This window comes from Bacillus sp. AFS037270 (assembly GCF_002585305.1).
In genome coordinates this window covers 74,034-90,140 of sequence record NZ_NUNF01000033.1, presented here as the reverse complement: position 1 = coordinate 90,140, position 16,107 = coordinate 74,034, and the positions used below count along the sequence as shown (strand labels likewise).

At 41.3% G+C, this 16,107-nt stretch carries 15 protein-coding genes; 11 read left to right on the top strand and 4 right to left on the bottom strand.

Annotated features, from left to right (window positions below):
- The first annotated feature begins 4 nt into the window (after window positions 1–4).
- The 6 genes from cysC (at window position 5) to COD92_RS17150 (ending at window position 6,996) form a co-directional block, all read left to right on the top strand.
- Window positions 5–604 (top strand): adenylyl-sulfate kinase, encoded by a 600-nt coding sequence (cysC, locus tag COD92_RS17175; protein ID WP_098527562.1) that lies wholly within the window; start codon window positions 5–7, stop codon window positions 602–604.
- Window positions 605–625: 21 nt separating this feature from the next.
- Window positions 626–1,405, top strand: a complete 780-nt coding sequence (gene cobA / locus COD92_RS17170) for a uroporphyrinogen-III C-methyltransferase (RefSeq protein ID WP_098527563.1) — start codon at window positions 626–628, stop codon at window positions 1,403–1,405.
- A gap of 18 nt (window positions 1,406–1,423) precedes the next feature.
- Window positions 1,424–2,149 carry a sirohydrochlorin chelatase gene (locus COD92_RS17165; protein WP_098527564.1) on the top strand — a complete coding sequence of 242 codons (726 nt, stop codon included), beginning with the start codon at window positions 1,424–1,426 and terminating at the stop codon, window positions 2,147–2,149.
- A 190-nt stretch (window positions 2,150–2,339) separates the two neighbouring features.
- The gene (locus tag COD92_RS17160; protein WP_098527565.1) at window positions 2,340–4,139 is read left to right on the top strand and encodes an assimilatory sulfite reductase (NADPH) flavoprotein subunit; all 1,800 of its coding nucleotides are present in this window, start codon (window positions 2,340–2,342) and stop codon (window positions 4,137–4,139) included.
- A gap of 28 nt (window positions 4,140–4,167) precedes the next feature.
- On the top strand, window positions 4,168–5,886 hold the full coding sequence (gene cysI / locus COD92_RS17155; protein WP_098527566.1) for an assimilatory sulfite reductase (NADPH) hemoprotein subunit: 1,719 nt from the start codon (window positions 4,168–4,170) through the stop codon (window positions 5,884–5,886).
- A 402-nt stretch (window positions 5,887–6,288) separates the two neighbouring features.
- Window positions 6,289–6,996: a rhamnogalacturonan acetylesterase gene (locus COD92_RS17150; RefSeq protein ID WP_218011255.1), complete on the top strand. Its 708-nt coding sequence runs from the start codon at window positions 6,289–6,291 to the stop codon at window positions 6,994–6,996.
- A 155-nt stretch (window positions 6,997–7,151) separates the two neighbouring features.
- Here the strand turns inward: COD92_RS17150 and COD92_RS17145 are convergent, their stop codons facing one another.
- The gene (locus COD92_RS17145) at window positions 7,152–8,147 is read right to left on the bottom strand and encodes an NADPH:quinone oxidoreductase family protein (RefSeq protein WP_098527567.1); all 996 of its coding nucleotides are present in this window, start codon (window positions 8,145–8,147) and stop codon (window positions 7,152–7,154) included.
- Window positions 8,148–8,534: 387 nt separating this feature from the next.
- Between COD92_RS17145 and COD92_RS17140 the strand changes: the two genes are divergently transcribed.
- Window positions 8,535–9,098, top strand: a complete 564-nt coding sequence (locus tag COD92_RS17140; RefSeq protein WP_098527568.1) for a DUF2062 domain-containing protein — start codon at window positions 8,535–8,537, stop codon at window positions 9,096–9,098.
- A gap of 60 nt (window positions 9,099–9,158) precedes the next feature.
- On the opposite strand, the gene COD92_RS17135 is transcribed toward COD92_RS17140, so the two are convergent.
- The 3 genes from COD92_RS17135 to COD92_RS17125 all read right to left on the bottom strand — a co-directional run bounded on the left by COD92_RS17135 (window position 9,159) and on the right by COD92_RS17125 (window position 12,207).
- Window positions 9,159–9,977 carry a GDSL-type esterase/lipase family protein gene (locus COD92_RS17135; protein ID WP_176541046.1) on the bottom strand — a complete coding sequence of 273 codons (819 nt, stop codon included), beginning with the start codon at window positions 9,975–9,977 and terminating at the stop codon, window positions 9,159–9,161.
- An 87-nt stretch (window positions 9,978–10,064) separates the two neighbouring features.
- Window positions 10,065–11,069 (bottom strand): C40 family peptidase, encoded by a 1,005-nt coding sequence (locus COD92_RS17130; protein ID WP_255286516.1) that lies wholly within the window; start codon window positions 11,067–11,069, stop codon window positions 10,065–10,067.
- Between the two features lie 232 nt (window positions 11,070–11,301).
- A complete protein-coding gene (locus tag COD92_RS17125) occupies window positions 11,302–12,207 on the bottom strand; it encodes an MBL fold metallo-hydrolase (protein ID WP_098527571.1) in 906 nt (301 codons plus the stop codon).
- Window positions 12,208–12,473: 266 nt separating this feature from the next.
- Here COD92_RS17125 and COD92_RS17120 point away from each other — a divergent pair, with 266 nt between their 5' ends.
- The 4 genes from COD92_RS17120 (at window position 12,474) to COD92_RS17105 (ending at window position 16,069) form a co-directional block, all read left to right on the top strand.
- Window positions 12,474–12,656 (top strand): Fur-regulated basic protein FbpA, encoded by a 183-nt coding sequence (locus tag COD92_RS17120; protein ID WP_098527572.1) that lies wholly within the window; start codon window positions 12,474–12,476, stop codon window positions 12,654–12,656.
- A gap of 185 nt (window positions 12,657–12,841) precedes the next feature.
- Entirely contained in the window at window positions 12,842–14,272 is a 1,431-nt protein-coding gene (locus COD92_RS17115; RefSeq protein ID WP_098527573.1) for an amino acid permease, read from the top strand.
- A 186-nt stretch (window positions 14,273–14,458) separates the two neighbouring features.
- Window positions 14,459–14,926, top strand: a complete 468-nt coding sequence (locus tag COD92_RS17110; protein ID WP_098527574.1) for an SRPBCC family protein — start codon at window positions 14,459–14,461, stop codon at window positions 14,924–14,926.
- 138 nt (window positions 14,927–15,064) lie between these two features.
- Window positions 15,065–16,069, top strand: coding sequence for a DUF3231 family protein (locus COD92_RS17105; RefSeq protein WP_098527575.1), 1,005 nt, complete (start codon window positions 15,065–15,067; stop codon window positions 16,067–16,069).
- Window positions 16,070–16,107: the final 38 nt, after the last annotated feature.

The following is a 16,107-nucleotide window of genomic DNA, read 5'->3' as shown; positions in this document are numbered from 1 at the left end:
AACAATGACTAAAGCAACGAATATTACATGGCACTCTGCAACGGTTTCGAAAGCAGACCGCCGCGCTCAAAATGGTCATGGAAGCTGTGTTCTTTGGTTTACTGGCCTTTCCGGTTCTGGTAAATCAACGATTGCTAATGCCGTTTCAAGTGAATTATATCGTCAGGGAATTAATGAATATGTCCTAGATGGTGATAATATCCGTCATGGTTTAAACAAGGACTTAGGCTTTTCAGATTATGACAGAACAGAAAATATCCGCCGAATTGGAGAAGTGGCAAAATTATTTGTCGACAGCGGTGCAGTTGTCACAACGGCGTTTATTTCTCCATTCCGCTCCGACCGTGATCAGGTTCGTGCATTGTTTGAAGAGGGCGAGTTTGTTGAAGTATACATTGACTGCCCAATAGAACAATGTGAAGCTCGTGATCCAAAAAAGCTTTATGAAAAAGCTCGCCGCGGCGAAATTAAAGATTTTACAGGAATTGATTCTCCATATGAAGCACCCGAGCGTCCAGAAATCACTATACGCTCTGACAAATTTTCAGTGGGTGAAGCAGTCGAGCAGATTTTTCAATACTTGCAAAGTAAGAACATTATCTAGTTAGGGAAAGGATGAACAGCCATGGCTGGCAAGGTTTATTTAGTGGGTGCGGGTCCAGGAGATCCAGATTTAATAACGGTCAAAGGATTACGATGCCTGCAGGAAGCCGATGTCATCCTCTATGATCGGCTCGTAAATCCTGAACTACTTGAGTTTGCAAAAGAAGGGGCGCAGCTTGTTTACTGCGGAAAGCTCCCCAACTACCATACAATGAAGCAAGAAACCATTAACCATTTTTTAGTTAAATACGCGAAAAAAGGCTATCAGGTTGTGAGGTTAAAAGGCGGCGATCCATTTGTATTTGGACGCGGCGGCGAGGAAGCGGAAGAATGTGTGAAGCACGATGTTCCGTTTGAAGTGGTTCCCGGGATTACTTCCGGGATCGCCGCATCCGCTTATGCCGGAATTCCAGTCACCCATCGCAGTTTGAGCAAAAGTTTTGCTTTTATCACGGGACATCAGGCCGCTGGTAATGTTGCAGCGGAACATCAATGGTATCATTTGGCTAATGGAGTGGATACGCTTTGTATTTATATGGGTGTATCTCATCTTCCGACCATAACGGAGCAGTTAATCTCAGCCGGCAAATCACCCGATACTCCAATTGCGCTTGTACATTGGGGGACGCTAAGTGATCAGCAAACGGTTGTTGGAACGCTTGAAACCATCGAGGATCTTGTGAAGGAAGCTGCAATCTCAAATCCAAGCATGATTGTGATTGGCGAGGTTGTAAAGCTTCATAATCGGTTAAACTGGTTTCAAGAGGAAATTGTTCCTAAACTGCCGGTTGTTCATGGGTAGTGTTTGGAGGGGATGAAGATGAAAGCCATTTTATACATTGGTCATGGTACACGCTCGAAAAAAGGAGCAGACGAGGCAAGGGCCTTTTTTGCAAGAGTAAGTGAGCGCGTGGATGTGGCGCTGCAAGAAATTAGTTTTCTAGAGTTAACAGAGCCGTCGATTGAAGAAGGTTTTAGGCGGTGTGTAGAGAAAGGCGCAACGGAAGTAACGGTTGTTCCCCTGTTTTTATTGGCTGCAGGGCATATAAAGCAGGATATTCCAAATGTGCTTAAGGTGTTAAGCTCGGCTTACCCGAATATTTCGATCAATGTAAAGGATCCTTTCGGTGTTCAAAGTAAGATTCTGGATGCAGTGGCTGAACTAGTTCGAGTGACCGCAGGTCCAGTCGGGTTTCAGGATCGAGTGTTGATTGTCGGAAGGGGGAGCAGTGATCCTGCTACTCTGGCAGATTTCGGCTTAATTGCAGATGGCGTGAAGGAACGGCTTGGTATTACAGGCGTTTCGGTATGTTATTTGGCGGCAGCGGAACCTCGCCTGCAAGAGGGGTTAGCGGCGGTGCTGAATGATGCTGAGGGTAAGGTGATTGTGATTCCTTATTTATTATTCACTGGGCTCCTGATTGCGGAGGTAACGGCAGAGATCCGCAAGTGGTCGAAGCTGGGCCGTGAAATTTATCATACAGGTATTTTGAGCAGCCATCGGGTAATTGAGGATATTGTGGTTGAGCGGGCAACGGAAAGCTAGTTGTCTAACCGTTTTTATGCCCGTATCCTCAAAAAAATTGAATGAACGATAATTAATATTAAAAATTCAGTGTATTTTTTAGATTAATAGTTGTCTGAATCATAAAAAAATGGCATGCTAGATTATTAGAGAGACTTTTCTCAATAATTTTCTAAAATAATAATTTTTTATTCCATGTGAGGTGGTATAGTTGCAACTTCAGGTATTGAACAGCCCGTTTACAGAGGAGCAGGTGGAGCTTCTAAACAGACTCCTGCCAACCTTGTCAGAAACACAAAAAGTTTGGCTAAGCGGCTATCTTGCCGGCTCCCAATTGGGAACCGCATCAGCCCAATTAGCACAACTTCCAGCTGAAAATCAAAAAATCTCTAAAGAGGTAACCATCCTTTACGGTTCTCAAACTGGGAACGCACGAGGTTTAGCAAAAAAATCAGCACAAACTCTTGAAGCAAACGGATACCAAGTAACCGTCAGCGCCATGAGCGATTTTAAACCAAACAATCTTAAGAAGCTTCAAAATCTTCTAATCATTGCGAGCACTCATGGAGAAGGGGATCCGCCTGATAATGCGATTAGCTTCCATGAGTTCTTATATAGCAAAAGAGCACCAAAACTAGAAGACTTACATTTCTCTGTTTTAGCACTTGGCGACAGCTCCTATGAATTTTTCTGCCAAACAGGAAAAGACTTCGATGGTCGGCTTGAAGAACTGGGAGGAACACGTCTATATCCACGTTTTGATTGTGATGTTGACTTTGATGAACCTGCTGCAGAATGGCTTGAAGGAGTTCTTGCAAGTTTAGGTGAGGCCGCTGGAGTGACTCAAGCACAAGCTCAAACGACAGTAAACCCAGCAGTCGAATCGGTTTACTCAAGAACGAACCCATTTAAAGCAGAAGTTCTTGAAAATATCAACCTGAACGGCAGAGGCTCAAATAAAGAAACACATCACCTTGAGATTTCACTTGAAGGTTCTGGCCTAACATTCGAGCCGGGAGACGCTCTTGGAATTTATCCAGACAACGATCCAGAGTTAGTGGATCTATTAATCAAGGAATTAAATATGAACCCTGATGAAAAAGTAACAATGAAACAGGGAGACGTTCGTACCTTACGAGATGCGCTTGTTTCTTATTATGAAATTAGCGTTCTAACAAAGCCATTTCTTCAAAAAGCAGCAGACCTGACAGGAAATAAAGAGTTACAGGATCTTCTTGCACCTGGTAAAGAAGAAGAGGTAAAAGCTTATATTCATGGACGTGACTTAATTGATTTAGTTCGTGACTACACGCCTTGGAACGTAACAGCACAGGAGTTCGTCTCTATCTTAAGAAAAATACCAAGCCGTCTTTATTCAATTGCTTCAAGCTTAGCAGCTAATCCTGATGAAGTTCATTTGACGATTGGCGCTGTTCGCTACGATGCACATGGACGCAGCCGGAATGGGGTTTGTTCGACATTAGTAGCTGACCGTATTAATCCTGGGGATATCCTCAATGTATACGTCCAGCAAAACGAAAACTATAAACTGCCACAAAACCCAGAAACACCGATTATTATGGTTGGACCTGGTACGGGTGTTGCGCCGTTCCGTTCCTTCATGCAGGAACGAGAAGAAACTGGGGCAGAAGGAAAATCATGGCTGTTCTTCGGTGATCAGCATTTCGTGACTGACTTCCTTTACCAAGTTGAATGGCAAAAGTGGCTGCAAAACGGTACATTAACGAAACTAGATGTAGCCTTTTCAAGAGACACTGACCAAAAGGTTTATGTACAGCACCGCATGCAAGAACAAAGCAAGGAATTATTCCAATGGCTTCAAGACGGTGCGGTCGTATACATTTGTGGTGATGAGAAGCACATGGCACATGATGTTCATCAAACACTTATCGACATCATTGAAAAAGAAGGCAGCATGAGCCGCGAACAAGCAGAGGCATACTTAGCCGACATGCAGCAGCAAAAACGTTACCAGCGGGATGTATATTGATTTTAAGGGGAAGGAGTTTTAATTCAACATGGTTAATCAAATTTTAAAAGCACCAGATGGACCACCAAGTGATGTTGAGGATATAAAAGTACGAAGCAACTATCTGCGCGGTACGTTGAAAGAAGTTATGCAGGATCGAATCAGCGCCGGTATTCCAGACGACGATAACCGTCTAATGAAACACCATGGCAGCTACTTGCAGGACGACCGCGATCTTCGCAACGAGCGTGCCAAGCAAAAACTCGAACCAGCTTATCAATTCATGCTTCGTGTCCGCCTTCCAGGGGGAGTGGCAGCACCGAGCCAGTGGCTTGTTATGGATGAACTTGCTGACAAATATGGTAACGGCACTTTAAAGCTGACCACACGTGAGACATGGCAAATGCACGGCATTCTAAAATGGAATATGAAAAGCACCATTCAGGAAATTAATTCTGCACTTATGGATACCATCGCAGCCTGCGGTGATGTAAACCGTAACGTAATGTGTGCTTCGAATCCATATCAATCGGAGATTCATGCTGAAGTGTATGAATGGTCTAAAAAATTAAGTGATGATCTTCTTCCAAAAACAAGAGCTTATTATGAAGTATGGCTGGATGAAGAAAAAGTGGCCGGCACTCCTGAATTCGAAGAAGTGGAACCAATGTATGGTCCAACTTACCTGCCTCGTAAGTTCAAAATTGGTATCGCTGTTCCGCCTTCCAATGACATCGATGTCTTTTCACAAGACCTTGCCTTCATTGCGATTGTCGAAGATGGCAAACTAATCGGCTTTAACGTAGGTATTGGCGGAGGTATGGGGATGTCACACGGTGATACCGCAACATATCCACAGCTTGCAAAAGTGATTGGCTTCGTTAAGCCGCACCAACTTTATGAAGTGGCTGAAAAGACAATTACAATCCAACGTGATTACGGTAACCGTTCCGTTCGTAAAAATGCGCGCTTTAAGTACACAGTTGACAGACTTGGTCTGGAAAACGTCAAGGCTGAACTTGAAAACCGTCTTGGCTGGAGCCTGGAAGAAGCGAAGCCATTTAAATTTGATTCTAACGGCGACCGTTATGGCTGGGTAAAAGGTGTTCAAGGGAAATGGAACTTTACTCTATTTATTGAAAACGGCCGTGTAGCTGACTACCCAGATTATAAATTAAAGACCGGCTTGCGCGAGATCGCCAAGGTTCATACTGGTGATTTCCACTTGACCGGTAACCAAAACGTAATTATTGCCAATGTTTCTAGCCAGAAAAAGAAGAAGATCAATGAATTGATTGAAGAATATGGTTTAACAGACGGCAAGCATTATTCTGCTCTCCGCCGCAGTTCAATGGCTTGTGTCGCTCTTCCTACATGCGGATTAGCGATGGCAGAAGCAGAGCGCTATTTACCTTCTCTGATTACAAAAATTGAAGAGATCGTTGATGAGAGCGGCTTACGTGATAAAGAAATTACCATCCGGATGACAGGCTGTCCAAACGGTTGTGCAAGACACGCCCTTGGAGAAATCGGTTTTATCGGTAAAGCGGTTGGAAAATACAATATGTATCTAGGTGCAGCACATGACGGTTCACGTCTAAGTAAAATGTACCGTGAAAATATCGGCGAAGAAGAAATTCTAAAAGAGCTGCGTGTAATTCTTCCTCGCTACGCGAAAGAAAGACAGGAAGACGAGCACTTCGGTGACTTTGTGATTCGTGCGGGTATCGTGAAAGCAACAACCGATGGTACTAATTTCCACGAATAATGTAATTGAGAGGCAGGAATTCTGCCTCTCTTTTTTATTGGCCCAGGAAATTATAGATTTACTACTTGTGGATAACTTTTTACAGGTATAGACACGTCCAGCTTCAGCGCCTAGCCCCTCGAGGTCATAAGCCANNAGGCGCTTGCGCTTTTGTTCATTAGAACTGAAAAACTTATGTAAAAAGAATTAAATTGCTGTACAGAAACCTGAAAAAGGTGTAAAAATGGATTGATTGGGAATGTTACAAGAACAATATTTTTAATGAGCGGTTTTTTTATAGGGGGAAAGAAGTTGAAAAAAAGGTTTGGCATGAAGCTTACATTTATCTCAGTTCTCGTCATCCTAGCGGGTTTTGCCGCTTACATGGTTAATAATAGATCAGAAGCGGCACCAAAGCCCGCGATGGCAGAGCAAGCACCAAAACCTGTCACCATCTATCTTGCTGGGGATTCAACGGTATCCGATTATCCAAGTTCACTATTTCCGCGTACAGGCTGGGGTCAGGTGCTTCCAACCATGCTTGACCAACAGGTAACAGTCCGAAATTTCGCAAAACGGGGAAGAAGTTCGAAAAGCTTCATCCATGAGGGTAGATTAGAATGGATTTTGAACAGTATTCAAAAGGGTGATTATCTGTTTATACAGTTTGGCCACAATGATGAAAAAGTTAGTTATCCAAATCTCTACACAAATCCAAATACAACCTATAAAATTTATTTAAAACAGTATATTGATGGGGCACGGAAAAAAGGGGCATTTCCCATTCTGGTCACACCTGTTCAACGGATGAGTTTTTCAAACGATGGCAGGGCATTGGATACTCACGGCCGTTATCCGGAAGCCATGAAGGCTCTTGCAAAAGAGGAAAACGTCCCTGTGATTGATTTAGCGGCAAAAAGTAGAAGATTATACCAACAGCTAGGGACCGATGATACAAAGAAATTATTTTTATGGCTAAAAGCCGGCCAATATCCGAATTACCCTCAAGGAGTTAAGGATCCAACCCATTTTCAGGAATATGGGGCAGAACATATTGCTAAATTGGTGATTGAGGGGATTGAGGAATTACATCTACCTATAGAAAATCATATTCTGGCTAAATATCGTTAAATAATGAAAGAAAGACTGCTTCTTTTCGAAAAAGAGCAGTCTTTCTTTATGTTTTGTTTTAGGAAATTCACCTTATCGGTGTTTTTTTAGGATATATCAGCGATTCGACACCTTTTTCGGCGATTTTTCAATTTTTTGCAGCGAAATACACAATACTAAATTAAACTCACAATCATTCTCCCCCGTGCCTGACCCTTTAAGAGAGTGGGAAGCACCTCAGGAAGCTGCTCAAGTGTAACCTCTGACTGGATGAGCTCTTCTAGGTTTGCTGGTTTAAAATCTGAAGCGAGACGATCCCAGATTTTTAATCGCGTCTCCATTGGACAGTAGACCGAGTCTATGCCTAGTAAATTAACTCCTCTTAGAATGAACGGGAACACGGTTGTGGGAAGCTTAGTCCCTGCTGTTAAGCCACTTGCCGCCACGGAACCGCCGTATTGAATTTGACTTAATAACGACGCAAGCGGCTCACCACCGACCGGATCGACTGCGGCGAACCATTTTTGCTTGCCTAAGGCTCTAATTTTTCCGTCATAAACTTCTTCACGCGGAATGACCTCTGTCGCACCAAGCTTTTTCAAGTAATCATGCTCTGAAATTTTCCCGGTGCTAGCTTCTACCAGGTAGCCAAGTTTTGAAAGAATAGAAACAGCAAAGCTGCCGACCCCGCCCGTAGCACCCGTTACGAGAACCTTGCCCGAATCTGGAGTAACGTTATTTTCTTCTAAACGTTGCACGGAGAGTGCAGCCGTGAAGCCGGCTGTACCAATGATCATTGCTTCTTTCATAGTTAAACCACTAGGAAGTGGAACAATCCAGTTAGCAGGAATCCGCGCGTACTCACTGTAACCGCCAAAATGGGAAACTCCGATTTCATAACTTGTAGCGATGACCTCATCTCCTGCTTGGAAACGATCGTCACTTGAAGAAACGACTACCCCTGCTAAATCAATTCCCGGTACAAATGGATAGCGTGTAACAATGTTGCCATTCGGGATGCTGGCTAAGCTATCTTTATAATTGACGCTTGAATAGTGAACACGAATGAGGACTTCGCCTTCAGGCAGATCGGTTAAAGATAGATTTTGTACTTCAACCGAAAATTTTTCATCCTGCTTATCCACAATCAAGGCATTAAACGTTTGTGACATAGTGTTTTTACTCCTTTGTTTAAAAAAAATATAGGTTTAATTTCATCATACAATAAATATTAGCACTTTACCTTTTTAGTACATGAGCTATTTGTGAAATTTTTAAGGATAAGAAAAGGGATTCCTTATCGTGAAGCTCCCTTCTTAATGGGTTAATAGTCCTGAAAACGGAACATGATTTGATAACATGAATATCTTATGTAAAATTAAAGTACCATTAAAGGTATCGCTTCCACTTAATTTAGGAAAACATTCCCTTATTAGATTAATTTTTAATTAATATTCAAAAAACCAGCAATATCTTGTATAGTACTTCTGGTTTATTTAGCTTATTTGGAATATAATTAACTTATAATCATTTATTGTATTCGGTTGGGGGGTTAACTTATGAGCATAAAACATAAAAAGCATAATTTCTTTCAACGTCTAGGACGTGCTTTTAAGTTAAACTTTTTAAAACTTCTCCGTTCTCCAGGAGGGGCAAAAAAGGTATCATTGGGATTTGCAATTGGATTCGGGCTAGAGATGTTAGTGATTTCGTCTGCCTCCCTTATCTATATATTATTTGTACCCATTGTCCGCTTAGCAAAAGGGTCACTACCAGCTTCAATAATCGGTAATGTGATTGGAAAACTCACCCTGCTGCCAGTTATTCTATTGCCATTTGCCAGAAAATTGGGGAAACTAATCTTTCCAATGAAGGTGAAACTAGGTCACAATGGAACATTTTCATTTCAAAAACTCCTTCATGGTGATTTCCATAGCTTAGTAAGCCTGATCCACGGCGGGTTTCATGCGCTTATAGGAATGACGATTTTTGGTATTATCCTAAGTGTAATTTCCTACTTTATTGTTCATTATTTTTATGAAAAAGAACGAGTAAATCGTCTGAAAAGAAGACGTAATAAAAGTGAAATTCGAATCAAAAGAGTAAATAAAAATTTTATTTGACCTGTGAAAACGTTCGCATTAAATTTTAAAAAAACGAAGGAGTTATGCTCCTTCGTTTTTTTATGCTGCCGTTTTTCGATATTGATGTTTAAATTGGTACATCATTTGCTCGGAGATGGCCGTATAGCCCGCCAAATTTGGATGAACACCATCGGCTGATAAATTTTGTAAGTGTTCCCCGTTAATTACCTTTGTGGTTTCTATCACAATGGAAGAGGGAAGCCTGTTTGATGTTTCGTATATATGGACATTCCATTTTGGCAGAAGTTTATCAGCAAGAGCGTACATTTGATTGTCAGGAGATAACGGGTTATATAATTCTAATAACACAACTGTGGCATTAGGATTTAGTTTAGTTACTCTGGACGTAATATCAGTTAAATTTTTCGTAAAAGTGGCTTGGAGCTCGTCGTAGGTCTGGAATACAGACTGGAGGTCGAGTCCCTTGGCAGCATGAATGATATCATTTCCGCCTACATTAATGGTGATAATGTCCGCCTGCTTAATGGAATTATCAAATTGCCCGGTCTGTACGAGCTGATTTAATTCGCTGCTTGTAATCCCGTTAATCCCTTGGTTGTCGGACTCTATCTTTTTATGGGTTTGTCCGCTCAGCAAATTAGAAAATTGCGTCACCATATTTTCGCTCTGCCCGGCACCAACCCCGCGGATAATTGAATCACCTAAGGCTAAATGATGCAAGGTGTCATCTTTTGTGTTTTTAAAATAGGTTAGATAAGAGACTTGATTGTCCGTTTGACTCGCTTTAACGGTATGTTTTTTCATTTGGTAAAGTTGATAATGAGGATAATAAATCCATATGGAGGTCCCAACTCCAATTAACAGTACGAAACAAATCAAGTATTTTAAAAGCTTCATATCATTCACTCCCTGATATTCCATTATAGCAAGGAAAACAACAGAAATATGTAGGAGTTGGTTTCCATTCGATAGGGAAGGTGGTCATTAAATCCGGATGACCTGTCCATTAAATACAGACTTCCAGTAACCCTTTGTCATATCGGCAATCGCCACTCCTGTAGAGGATTGAGAACCGATGAATTTACCGTCTCCGATATAGATCCCAACATGACCATCTTTTTTATATGTGTCGAAAAACACAAGGTCACCCGGCTGCATATTAGCCGCAGAAACCTGTCGGCCATCATTTTTGATGGAAGAGGTATCTCGTCCAATTTCAATACCAGCCTGAGAAAACGCCCAGTGAACGAAACCGGAGCAATCAAAGCGTCCTTGGGCGATATCAGAGGCTGTTCTCCCGCCGCCAAACACATAAACGGAGTCTCCAATATACTTCCTGCCAGCATTTATAACTGTATGTACGTATCCATTTTGAGCGTTAATAGGGTTAACGATGTGAGACGGAGAAGCTTCAAGCTGCAGTGCCATTTGTTTAAACTCTGCCTGCTTTTTTTCAAGTTGTGTTCTTCTTATTTTTAGATTATCTGTTAATTCAGCAAGGGATGTCAACTTCTTGTTTAAATTTGCTTGTTTTCTTGCATATTCCTGCTGCTCACTCTTCTGTTGTTCGATCAGTACCTGATCAGCCTCTGCGAATGCTGCCACTGCACCCACACGGTCCAAAAAGTCATTTAAACTAGACGCTTCAAGCAACACTTCGATATATGTAAGTTGTTTATCACTCTGCTGATAGGCAAGGGCGCGTTCTTTTAAAATAGTAGTTCGTTTTTCCAGGCGAACTTTGACTACCTGAATATCTTTTTCTAGGTTTTGAATGTCTACCTGGAGCTCGTTTTGACTTTTGTCTGCCGCTCGGATGGCCTCCGTATTCTCTTGGATGTCTTGGGAAACTTGAACCAGGTTGTTGGATAGAGTGGAGGTATTCGGGAATTTTGGTTCTGTGGTTTTGGGAGCAGGAGGAAGGGCAGCATTATGATTTTGAGTATCTAAGTCAACTAACGATTCGGCTTGAACCTTATGTATGGACAAGTTAATCCCGCCTACTGCAAGCAAAATTGACAAGCTTAAAAGTATTAGTACCTTGTTAATCACTATAACACCACTACTTTCATGATTTTTCTGATTATTCTTAATACATGTTGTACATTGTAGCAAATCATTTTATCAGCGGTGTTATCAGAGTATTACAGTTTAGTATCAGGCGTAAGAGGGTATAAAAAAGAAGGATGTTTGCTGTGGAACAAACATCCTCCTTATAAAACTACATGACCGTTTCGCCTAGTAAAAGTACTTTTAATTGTTCCTTTGGAAGCTGCTGATTATCCCATGCGCGGTATAACCGTTCTAATGCTTCCGGTCCGGTATCGTCCGCTAAGCGATAGGCGCCGTAATGCATTGGAACAAATGTTTTCGCCTTTAACTCCAGAAAGGCTTTGACGCTGTCCTCAGGGTTAATATGAGAAACAGCCATAAACCATTCTGGTTCATATGCGCCAATTGGCATAAATACGGTATCAATGTCAAAATGCTCGGCAATTTTTTTAAAACCGGTGAAATAGCCGGTATCACCAACAAAATAAAAGGTTTCTTGCCCGGTTTGAAAGATCCATCCGCCCCAATGGGACGTATTCATATCATTCAATGACCGTCTGGTCCAGTGCTGGGCAGGGACGAAATGAATGGAAATGCCTTGATGCTCAGCATTTTCCCACCAGTTTAGCTCCGTTACATTTTGATAACCCTTTTTTAAAAAGAGTGATTTTAATCCAGCTGGTACATAATAATGAGGGCTGCATGTTAATTTTTTTAACGTTGGAAAATCTAAATGGTCATAGTGGCCATGCGAAATCATAACCATATCAATCTCTGGCATGTCCTCCAAGGCAATTCCAGGTGCTGTTAATCTTTTTTGAAAACCCATCCGCTTGGCCCAGACTGGGTCAGTTAAAATATTTACGCCATTTAGCTGGAGTAAAAAGGTGGAATGGCCAATCCAGGTATAGGTAGTCTTGCTCCTGTTTTCATTCAATTCTTGAATCTTTTTCACAGGCGATTGTTCAATGTTTTTTGTTAAATCTTTTATCTTGGATTTTCTTTCTTTTTGCCACTTACGCATATCTTTAAACGTTTTTTTATTTTCAACACCATCTAAATTTGCATATCTCATTATCGATATCACCTCGGGTCTCTCGGGAGTTTGAATCTACAACGAGTATAGCAATTATTTTTTCAACCATCAAAAATGAACAAATGTAACAATCTGATTAAATATCTTGAAAAAACATTATGTCCATATTCAAAAATTGTTGCGTTCATTAAAATAACGTTAAAGTTTACGATGATGTGAGGTTTCGACAATATTTTAAAATAGGACTATTTATAATTAAGGGCAGAAGGTCAAAAATAAAAGTCTATGAATGGAGGTTTTCTCGGGTGAGCGAATTACTTCAGGAAGCTGTCCACGATAAAAGACAAATTTTGATTGATCAATTAATCCAATCAGGGGTGTATAAAATAAAAAATAAGCATCTGTATGAGATGTCCCTGAGCGAATTAGAAAAGGAATACTTAAACACTGGTTTGGCAGAGCCGCCGAATCAACATACTTATATGTAAACTTAAATTCAGTTAAACATAGAAAAAGAGGGAGCTGCTCAGATTTTTGAGCGGTTTCTTTGTGTGAGTCCAGTTCTCGTCATAGGGTCCAACTTGTCTCATTCTAGAATCAATTTATAAACGGGAGCTAATAATATCCTTGTCATGTTTCATGCGAAAATTTAAAGTATGGGAGAAAACGTTTAATGGAGACAAAAAGTAAAGGACTGTCCGCGTGGCAGTTAACGATGATGGCCTTAGGAAGCGTCATTGGAGGTTCCTTTTTTCTAGGTTCATCCGTTGCCATCCATGCAGCTGGACCGTCTATTTTATTGTCCTACATTTTAGCAGGCGTCCTGGTTTATTTAATTCTCTATGCATTGTCAGAAATGACAGTAGCAGCTCCTACTGTTGGATCGTTTAGTAATTTCGCAGCACGAGAACTTGGTCCTGGATTTGGCTTTGTCGTGGGCTGGCTGTACTGGACAGGTACCGTTTTATCGATGTCGAGTGAAGCTACCGCCATTTCGATCCTGCTCCGAGAATGGTTTCCCCATTTATCGATTGCCATTTTCGGAAGTTTTCTTATTGTTGGGGTAACACTGGTGAACTTATTAGGGGCGGACAAGTTTGGGAAAATCGTAAGTGGACTATCCGGAGTGAAAATATTTGCGATTATTTTCTTTATCATTACCGCTATTGTGTTAATCACGGGTTTACTCCCTCACAAAGGTCCGATAGGGGCTGGGGAGTTAACGAGAGAGTCAATCATGCCAGGCGGGATTAAGGGGATCGCCGGAAGTATGTTACTCGTGGTTTTTGCCTATGCAGGTTTTGAAATCATTGGATTAGCAGCTTCAGAAGCAAGGAATCCCCGTGATACCATTCCTAAGGCGATTCGATACACAGTGTTTGCTCTAGTTGGTTTGTATATCCTTTATGCAATAGCACTACTTCCACTCATCCCGACAGCGGCACTAAATGAAACGGTTAGTCCGATGGTAGCATCTTTGGATCGATGGGGGATTGGCTGGGCTGGTTCCGCCCTCAATGGGGTGTTAATTTCGGCGAGTTTATCAGCGATGCTTGCAGCGATTTTTGGGCTGGGCAGAATGGTTCGGTCATTAGTTGATGAAGGACATGCCCCACAGTTGCTCAAAGATAATAAAGATGTGCCATATCGCGGCATTCTTTTTTCTGGTCTTGCTATGCTTTTAGGCTTAGGTTTTGGCCTGCTGTTCCCTAGGGTCTATTTGGTATTGATCAGTACGAGCGGTTTCACATTGATTTTTACTTATGCGGTGATTATGGCCAGTCATATCCGCTTTCGCAAAAGGGAGGGCTGCCCTCCTGAAGGCATCTGTCAAGTAAAGGGCTTTCCGTATACTTCGTATATTGCGTTAATTAGCTTAATTATTGTTCTTTTAAGTATGCCGTTAATTCCCGGTCAAGGTACAGGGCTTGTGGCCGGAATTGTCATGCTGGTTTTGTTTTCCGCCATTTACTTTGTAATGAGATATCGGATTAGCACACAGAACAAGACGACAGTTAGGGGAGGAAAACAACCCAAACCAGGTTTGTTAACGGAATTCTCGGAAGAAATAACTCCAGATAAAGAAGAAAATAAGGACAATTGAGCTGAAAACGTATAAAAAATGCTGACTCCGAAAAATCGTCACATACGATGGATCGAGTCAGCTTTTCTATTCTACCTTTTCTTTTTCTATTTATTATGTAAATAAATACATAAAGTTTCTTTTAACATCTCCGCCCAACCATGAATATGAATAAATCATAATCTACTGGCAACGGGAGGAGAAACTGTGGAAATCGAGTACCAATACCACTTCAGTTTACCAAGAAACTTGGTCTGGAAGTATATCAAAAATGAAAAAGTCCTTCATAATGCACTACCAGGATGCAGGTCCCTTTCCATAGTGTCAAATGGTGTATATAAAGCGGAAATTGAGACCCACATAGGGCCAATCCAAGACTTGTTTACACTAGAAATCCGATTAAATGAAGATCAAGCCCCAAGCCTTTTACGACTCCATATTAAGGGGAATGGAAATATGGGACAGCTGAATGGCTATTGCTTACTTATGCTTAAAGAGAACCAAGGGTCTACCATGTTAACCTGTAAGGCAAATGGCCAAGTTACAGGGGCACTAGGTTTAGCCAGCAAGCGAATTTTAGATTCCGGTGCCAACAAAGGATTAGAAAATTTTTTTCAAAATCTTGAAAAGGAAATCAAGCGGTGTATTTATGAACGTAAAAGACGAAACAGATGAGGGAGCGGTTGATAAATCGCTCTTTTTGTCTTTTTGGGAATCATTCATAACTTTACCATCGATAGGAAAAGATAATTCCATATAAACGAATGCAAGACATTTATTAGTAGGCAATTCATTACGAGGGGAGTGTTCTATTTGGAGGATCAATCAGAAATCCGCTTAACGGCTGCTGAAATGGCGGTATTATGGTCTCAATACATAAATGATACATCAGTAATATGTATGAATAACCACTTTTTAGAGAAATCAACGGACCCGGAAGTACGTACGATTATTGAATTTACTTTATCTGTGGCAAAAAGTAATATCGAGTTTCTTCAAGGTTTTTTTAAAAATGAGGATTTTCCCATTCCCTTTGGATTTACCGAAAAAGACGTATTGCCGGAAGCGCCAAAACTGTTTTCTGATACGTTTGTTCTCATGTATTTAAGACAAATGTCCATTCTCGCCATGGCTGCCAGCAGCGCAGCTCTGGGATTAGCTACTCGTGAAGATGTGGTCGCTTTTCATAAAAAAGTATTACAAGCAGCCGTTAAAGCACAGGACCTCACGCGCCGCTTGATGTTAAAACAAGGGACCTATATTAGACCGCCGTTTATATCGACACCAGATAAAGTTGACTTTGTTGAGAAACAGCAATTTTTAAATGGATTCTTTGGTAAAAAAAGAGCTTTGACAGTTGTGGAGATTACTCATCTGTTTATGAATGTACAAACAAATGCAATAGGAAAAGCCTTAATCACAGGGTTTGGACAAATTGCTAAGAGTGAAGAGGTCAAACAATACCTGAAAAGAGGTAAACAAATCGCCCAAAAACATATGGATATCTTTAGTGGTTTTCTTATAAAAGAAGATCTTCCCGCACCAATGAGCTGGGATGCTGCTGTCCTGGATTCCACGTCATCTATATTTTCGGATAAATTAATGATGTTTTTGACATCAGCGATGATTGCTGCAGGAGTTGGAAACTATGGTATGGGAATGGCAGCAAGTCCAAGAAAGGATTTAGGATTTCAGTATGCATCTTTAATTCCGGAAATAGCATTGTATGCAGAGGATGGTGCTAATATTATGATTAAAAATGGCTGGATGGAGGAACCCCCACAAGCTGATGACAAGGATCAATTAATGGATAGTTAAAACGGGCAAATGGGCAAAGAAAGAAGCATTGCTTTTCC